This window comes from Nitrospira sp. BLG_2 (assembly GCF_049222245.1).
The window spans coordinates 21356-28697 of the sequence record NZ_JBLYIG010000212.1 but is presented as its reverse complement, the minus strand read 5'-3'; the positions used below and the strand labels follow the sequence as shown (position 1 = coordinate 28697).

The following is a 7342-nucleotide window of genomic DNA, read 5'->3' as shown; positions in this document are numbered from 1 at the left end:
CTTCAGCGATTCGCCGCTCATGGTGAATGTTACGCGCAGCCAAGCTCTTTCATTGGGCGGACTTCAACACTGCCGAAGCGGGCGGCCGGAAATTGAGCAGCGACACGAATCGCGTCGTTCAAGTCCGGCACGTCGATCATGAGAAATCCGCCGAGTTGCTCTTTGGTCTCGGCGAATGGCCCATCGGTAGTCGACGTCTTGCCCTCTCGGACCCGCACCGTGGTCGCCGTTTCCACCGGATGGAGCGGGGAGGCGGCCAACAATCGTCCGGCTTTCCGCAATTTGTCGCAGTAGGCCATGGATTCATCGGAGATCGCGAGACGCTCGTGGCTTGAAAACGCATTCAGCACTTTTTCTTCGACGTAGACCAGGCAGAGGTATTTCATATCAGACTCCTCGTCATAGATGGGTGAACGACCGTTTACATGATAGTCGTCGCAGTCGCCATAAATCGACAACGGGCTCCGCCTATGTTGAATGGAATTCGAAACGAGGATAACCCGCTATGAGATCTCATCTGAATGAGGTGAAATAGGCACGTATGCGATTTACTGAGGAGAACGTCAAATAGTGCGCATCTTGATTCTTGGAATGCCTATAAACAAAGGGTTTTGCGACTTTGCCGGCTGGTCATTACGCACTATTTGATGGTCGGCTCAGTAAGTGGGGCGGAACATTTAAAGAAACTGTCTACAAAAAAGTGTGCAGTACACCTTCTGACCCTCTTCTTTCACCCAAGTTTTTTCTTGACGCCATGTATTTGTATATGCAACATTATGTTCAATTAGGCTGAAGTTTCCAAAAATGAAACAAAACAAAGATAATATTGAACAGATTGTATGTGAGTGTCTGTTGAGTCGTGCACGCATACTCAATCGTGTTCTCACAGGCATCTACGATGATGAATTACGTTCCTACGGCTTGAAAGCAACACAACTCAATCTCCTGGTCCTTGTAGCAAGGGTCGGCCCCGTTCGACGTATCGACATTGGGAAGCGTCTTCACCTCGATCCATCAACGCTAACCCGGAATCTCAAGATTATGCTGGCCAATGGTTGGATAGATGAGCTTATAGACGGAGAGGACGGTCGAGGCTCGCCATTGAAAATCACTTCGAAAGGTCGTGATCTTCTGAATCAAATCGTTCCGTCTTGGCGAAAGGCGCAGGATCGCGCGCGAAAGCTGATAGGGGATGAGGGCGAGACACTTTTAAAAAGGCTTGGAGCAAGAAAGTTCGGACTTCCGCCGGGGTAGGTGAGTTTTTTTGTTTATGTATTTGCATATACAAATATAAGCCATTTGGAACTTGCCTCGCACGAAACCAAGAGGGGAGAGACAGCATGACAAAATCAAGAATGTTGATCACGGCAGCGCTCGGACAAACTAGGTTCCAAGCCGCATTGATACAGCTTCAGAAGGGGGCCCTGGTGTGTGCTTATGCAAAACGACGAGCAGACCTCTGGCGGTCTTCAATCTTCGGAGACAGACCGCTGTCATCGATCGTGAACGTGCGAGACAAATTCCTTGCTTGCCTGCTGCTGCCGCTCGCGATGTTTTTTCTGGGGTGCACCCCTCCAGACAGACAACCCCATCAGATAGTACGGCCCGTGAAGGTCGTCCGAATCAGCGATGACACCGCCGCAGGGGTGATGAGTTTCGCCGGGGAAGTACGGGCACGCTACGAGACGATCTTGGCCTTCCGGGTATCGGGCAAAATGATTCACCGTCTCGTTGAGGTGGGAGATCGCGTGCATAAAGGTCAGTGCTTAGCGAGGCTTGATTCCAACGATTATCGACTTGGAACGGACGCGCTGAATGCCCAGCTCAAATCCGCCCAGGCCGAACAAGATTTTGCCCGGGATGATCTGACACGTTACCGTGAACTCCTGAACCTCCGGGTCATTAGTCCAGCCGAGTTCGACCGACATGACACCGCGTACATCACCGCGCGGGAACGGGTAGCGGCGCTGAACGCTCAACTGAGCCAAGCGACCAACCAATTACAGTACACCGATCTGCTGGCGGATCGGGACGGCGTGGTGACGGCGCTGGAAGCCGAGATCGGGCAGGTGGTGGCCGCCGGTCAGCCGGTCGTCAAGCTGGCCCGGCTTGATGAGAAGGAAATCCATATCGATATCCCTGAGCAGCGCGTGGCTGGAATCGCACTCCATCAGACAGTCAACGTGACCTTGTGGGCGGACGGCAACCGTCGGATTACAGCGCGTATCCGCGAGATCGCGGCGGCAGCCGACCCGGCCAGCCGCACCTATCGCGTCAAGGCGACGGTGCTTGAGGGGCAGGATGAAGCACGGCTCGGTAAGACGGCAACGGTGTGGATTCCGTTGACGACCCCACCTCGCATCGCTGTTCCACTCTCCGCCGTATTCACCCCTCAGAACGAGCCTGGACGACCGCGTGTGTGGCTGGTGGACGAGGGGACCGGCACGGTCAGATCCGTGCCGGTTCAATTGGGCGAGGCACTGGACGGAGAGCGCATTGTCGTCTCGGGAGTCCGGTCTGGACAATTGGTCGTCAGCGCTGGAGTCCAGCGCCTGGCTGAGGGGCAGTCGGTGCGCGTGCCGGAACAGGTCGCGGTGGCCATGCAGGGCTCCGTCGCCGAGAGCAAGGAGGATCAGCCATGAAGAATTTTAACCTGAGCGAATGGGTACTCAAACATCGCTCCATCACCGGGTTTCTCATGGTGCTGGTGTTGCTTGGTGGAATTGTCGCCTATTTCCTGCTGGGACAGCGGGAAGACCCGGCGTTCACCTTCCGGCTGATGGTCGTGAAAACCTTCTATCCAGGGGCAACCGCGTTGGAAACAGAGCAACAGGTGACCGATCGCCTGGAAAAGAAAATCCAAGAACTGCCGAATCTAGACTTCATCCGCAGCTACTCGAAATCCGGCGAATCGGTCATTTTTGTCACACCTCGTGAAGATACGCCGGCTAAAGAAATCCCCGATCTCTGGTATCAAGTGCGCAAGAAGGTCGGTGACATCCGCATGAGCTTGCCGCCCGGCATCGTCGGCCCTTTTTTCAATGACGAGTTCGGCGATACCTATAGCCTCCTCTATGCCTTTTCCGGGGAAGGATTCAGCTACGCCGAGCTGAAAACTGCGGCAGATTCGGCTCGACAGCAAATCTTGCGCGTCAAGGATGTCGAGAAAGTCGATCTCATCGGCTTCCAGGACGAGAAGATTTACGTCGAGTTTTCCGACAAGAAGCTGGCCGAACTGGGTCTGGACCCCACGGCGGTGGCCCAAGTACTCCAGGCGCAGAATGGCATGGTACCGGCGGGAACAGTGTTTTCTTCACAGCGCAATCTCCCCCTACGACTGACCGGCTCATTCGACTCAACGGATAGCGTGGCGAACCTGGCTGTGCGTCTCGAAGGCCGGACCATCAGGGTCAGTGATTTCGCCAAGGTGACGCGGGGCTACACCGATCCGCCGGAATTCAAGATGCGCTTCAATGGCAAGGAAGCCATCGGCCTCGGCGTCACCATGAACAGGAAAGGAGATGTGTTGGGACTGGGCAAAGCGCTTGAAACCGCTATGACTCGGATCGAGGGGGAACTTTCGGTGGGCATGGAGGTCGAGCGGGTCGCCGATCAATCGCGCGTGGTCAAAACAGCCATCGGCGAATTCCTGCGCACCTTCTTCGAGGCGCTGGCGGCGGTGCTGCTCGTCAGCTTCCTGAGTCTCGGATTTCGCACCGGCTCCGTCGTCGCGCTCACCGTGCCCTTGGTGCTGGCCGGAACGCTACTGTGCATGTGGCTTTTGGACATGGAAATCCATCGCATCTCGCTGGGCGCCTTGATTCTGGGGTTGGGCCTTTTAGTCGACGACGCCATGATTGCGATCGAGATGATGGCGCGCAAACTCGAAGAAGGGTGGGATCGGATGCGCGCCGCGACGTTTGCCTACCGCGCCACGGCCTTCCCCATGCTAACCGGCACCCTGATCACCGTCGCTGGCTTCTTGCCGGTGGGCTTGGCGAGATCTCAAGCCGGCGAATATACCGTGGCGATTTTTCAGGTGATGGCCATCTCGCTGTTCCTGTCGTGGATCGGTGCGGTGGTTTTTACGCCCTATCTGGGCTTTCTGATGCTCAAAACCAAGGGCAAGGGGAACACGCCTGGCCACGAGCTTTTTGACACGCCGTTCTATAATCGTCTGCGCCGCTGGGTGGATCGTTGCGTAGAACATCGCAAGACAGTGATCATCGGCACGGTGGTGCTGTTCGGCGTCGGCGTCGCGACGTTGGCCCAAGTCCCCGAACAGTTTTTCCCCCTGTCCAATCGGCCGGAAGTCATCATCGACTTGTGGCTGCCAGAGGGCAGTGCCTTCGCGCAAACAGAAGCGGTTGCCAAGCGCATGGAGGCGCTGCTTGCCACGGATGAGGATGTGGTGAATTACGCGACTTATATCGGCGGCGGCACCCCAAGGTTTTTCCTGCTGATTGTGCAACAACTGGCCAATACTAACCTCGCCGAATTCGTCGTGATGACCCGTGACAACGTGGCCCGCGAACGGGTCATGCAACGCATCCGGCTGGCTTTCGCCACGGATTTCCCGGAAGTGCGCGGACGCGCCATGCGGCTCAATGTCGGACCACCGATGGACTATCCGCTCTTGTTCAGGGTGTTCGGTGAAGATCCCAAGATCGTTCGAGCCATCGCCGACCGGGTGGCCGAGGTCGTGCGCGCCAATCCCAGCGCGGTGGATGTGAACGACGACTGGCACGATCGCATTCCTTCGTCTCGTCTCGTACTCGATCAGGACAAGGCGCGTGCACTCGGCGTCTCGACGTTAAGCTTGTCGCAAACCTTGCAAGCTCACTATACGGGAATTGCCGTCGGACAGTTCCGCGAGAACGACAAGCTTATCGACATCGTCTGGAGGGCGCAAAAGAACTTGCGCGGCGCCTCCGACGAGTTGCCCGATGTGGCAGTGCGAACGGTCAACGGAAAATCTATGCCGCTGGCGCAACTGGTCCAATCTGAAACCGTGTTCGAGGATGGCGTCCGTTGGCGCCGTAACCGCTTCCCGGCGATTTCGGTGCGGGCCGACGTGGTAGACGGCATGCTGGCGCCCGATGTAGCCGCGCAGATCGTTCCGAAGCTTGAGCCCATCAAAGCCAGCCTTCCCGCCGGCTATTTCATCGAAACCGGCGCCGCCAAGGAAGACGCCTGGATCGCTCAGAATTCGATCCTGATCTGGATTCCCCTGGTCGTGATCGTCACGCTTATCCTGCTGATGATGCAGTTACAGAACCTGTCCCGAACGTTCCTGGTGTTCGTCACGGCTCCTTTGGGTGTGATCGGGGCCGCATTCGCCCTGTTGCTGTTTGGCGCTCCCTTCGGTTTCGTAGCCCTGCTCGGCATTATCGCCCTGGCCGGTATGATCATGCGCAACGCGGTGATCCTCGTGGATCAGATCGAGCAGGACGAAAAGGCCGGCCGGGATACCTGGACTGCCATCGTAGAATCGACCGTCCGGCGTTTCCGGCCCATCCTGTTGACTGCAGCAGCGGCTATCCTGGCGATGATTCCGCTGTCGCGCAACGATTTCTTCGGACCGCAGGCTATCGCCATCATGGGCGGACTCACGATCGCGACCATACTGACCGTGTTTTTCCTGCCCGCATTGTATGCAGCCTGGTTTCGGGTCACACGGAAACATGCTCATGCGGATGCGTCGCCGGCAGAGTCGAATGAAATTGTGTTTTCCAGGGATTCGGTAATGGTTAATGGAGCGATTGCCGTGACGACGCCTTCTTCAATACCAATCGTCGTCCTGGCGATCGTCATGTTAGGGGGTTGTATACCGACACGTGTGAGTGATCGGGTACTTTTATCGACTCCGTCGGCTTGGAATCATGCCCCAGTTGTTCAGGACAATTTCAATCAGACCGATCTCAAAGAGTGGTGGCGAGGATTTCGCGATCCACTGCTGAACGAGTTGATCGGCCAGGCATTGGCCGCGAACCACGATCTTAGAATCGCAACGGCTCGTGTTCGCGAGGCCAAGGCGATAACTACTGTCGCGGAATCAGCACTTTACCCCAGTGTTGATTTCTTCTTCTCGGGCGGTCGGGAAAAGCGGATTGACAGGATCATCGCAGTACCAGGTGAGCAGGGGGCAAAACTGATCACACCCGCCGCGGATGTCATCACCGGTGGTCTTGCTGCACGGTGGGAGATAGATGTTTTCGGGGCCAGGCATCTTGAAGCTGAGGCAACGGTTGCTCAAGCCGCTGGAACCGAAGAGGAACGACATGGAGTACAGGTGGGATTGCTCGCTCAGGTGGCGACGAACTATCTGGAACTACGTGGCGCACAGGAACGGACGGCAATTCTATGCGAAAACATCGACATCCAGAGGGAACGGCTTAGAACTCTACAGGCCTTTTTTCATGCGGGTTTAACGAAAGAAACGGAAGTTTCCCGCCAGGCAACCTTACTGCATAGTACCGAGAGTGCCCTCCCGGGATTGAAGGCAGCAGAGATAACTCTGATCCATCGCCTCAGCGTATTGCTGGGAGAATCTCCGGCGAAACTTGAACACCGGCTTGTTGCTGCAACAGCTCATCCTTCCGACCTGCCCGGCATCCCAAACATGTTGCCTTCAAGCCTGCTATTACAACGGCCTGATCTGCGCACTGCGCAAACCGAGGTGAGTGCGGCAGCGGCCGGCCTTGGTGCAGCGCGGGCCGATTTGTTCCCCAAGGTGGTGCTGTCGGCGAGCGGTGGAATCGGCGCATTGGCCGCCAGCGGATTTCCGACTCTGGTGGAGAGTGTGTATGCGCTGGGGGCGGGCCTCACGGCTCCGATATTCAACGCGGGACGCATTCGGGCTCACATCGCCGCCGAGGACGCGCGGCTGGATCAAGTCGCGGCGAAGTACGAAAAAATCTTCCTTCTCGCCTTAGAAGACGTGGAAAATGCCTTTGTCGCCCATACCTCGTCGAAAGAGCGCCGCGAACAACTGTTGAAGGCCGAAACAGCAGCAGAGAAAACGTATCGATCCTCAGAAGCCTTGTATCAGAGGGGAGCGAGTGATTATTTATCCTTGTTGGATGCTCAACGCACCAAACTTTTAATCAACGACGAGCGTGTCAAAGCTGAAACCGCAGTTCGTGTCTCCTTGGTCTCGCTTTCCAGGGCATTTGGTGGGGGTTGGGCTGTAGACAACTCAGTAAGCCGAGAAACTGATAGTGACTCTGGGAAAATAACTGAGAAGGACTAAGTCGTACCGTTCCGAATGGTAAATCGGTGAACCTAGATGTGCCATGAGAACACGCTCACAGCTCGTAACCGACTTGTGCGCTTGGCCAAG

4 protein-coding genes and 1 pseudogene are annotated in these 7342 nt (G+C 56.3%); 4 read left to right on the top strand and 1 reads right to left on the bottom strand.

Translation table 11 applies throughout. From position 1 onward, the window contains the following. Window positions 1-29: 29 nt before the first annotated feature. Window positions 30-386, bottom strand: a complete 357-nt coding sequence (locus ACOSYY_RS06030; RefSeq protein WP_421661362.1) for a YciI family protein — start codon at window positions 384-386, stop codon at window positions 30-32. A 418-nt stretch (window positions 387-804) separates the two neighbouring features. Between ACOSYY_RS06030 and ACOSYY_RS06025 the strand changes: the two genes are divergently transcribed. The 4 genes and pseudogenes from ACOSYY_RS06025 to ACOSYY_RS20395 all read left to right on the top strand — a co-directional run bounded on the left by ACOSYY_RS06025 (window position 805) and on the right by ACOSYY_RS20395 (window position 7252). Beyond that, a complete protein-coding gene (locus tag ACOSYY_RS06025; protein WP_421661361.1) occupies window positions 805-1254 on the top strand; it encodes a MarR family winged helix-turn-helix transcriptional regulator in 450 nt (149 codons plus the stop codon). An 86-nt stretch (window positions 1255-1340) separates the two neighbouring features. Beyond that, window positions 1341-2642, top strand: a complete 1302-nt coding sequence (locus ACOSYY_RS06020; protein WP_421661360.1) for an efflux RND transporter periplasmic adaptor subunit — start codon at window positions 1341-1343, stop codon at window positions 2640-2642. Next, window positions 2639-5695: pseudogene (locus ACOSYY_RS06015) on the top strand (efflux RND transporter permease subunit); the annotation flags it as partial. The gene ACOSYY_RS06020 and the pseudogene ACOSYY_RS06015, both read left to right, overlap by 4 nt. A gap of 51 nt (window positions 5696-5746) precedes the next feature. Continuing rightward, on the top strand, window positions 5747-7252 hold the full coding sequence (locus ACOSYY_RS20395; RefSeq protein ID WP_526023291.1) for a TolC family protein: 1506 nt from the start codon (window positions 5747-5749) through the stop codon (window positions 7250-7252). Window positions 7253-7342: the final 90 nt, after the last annotated feature.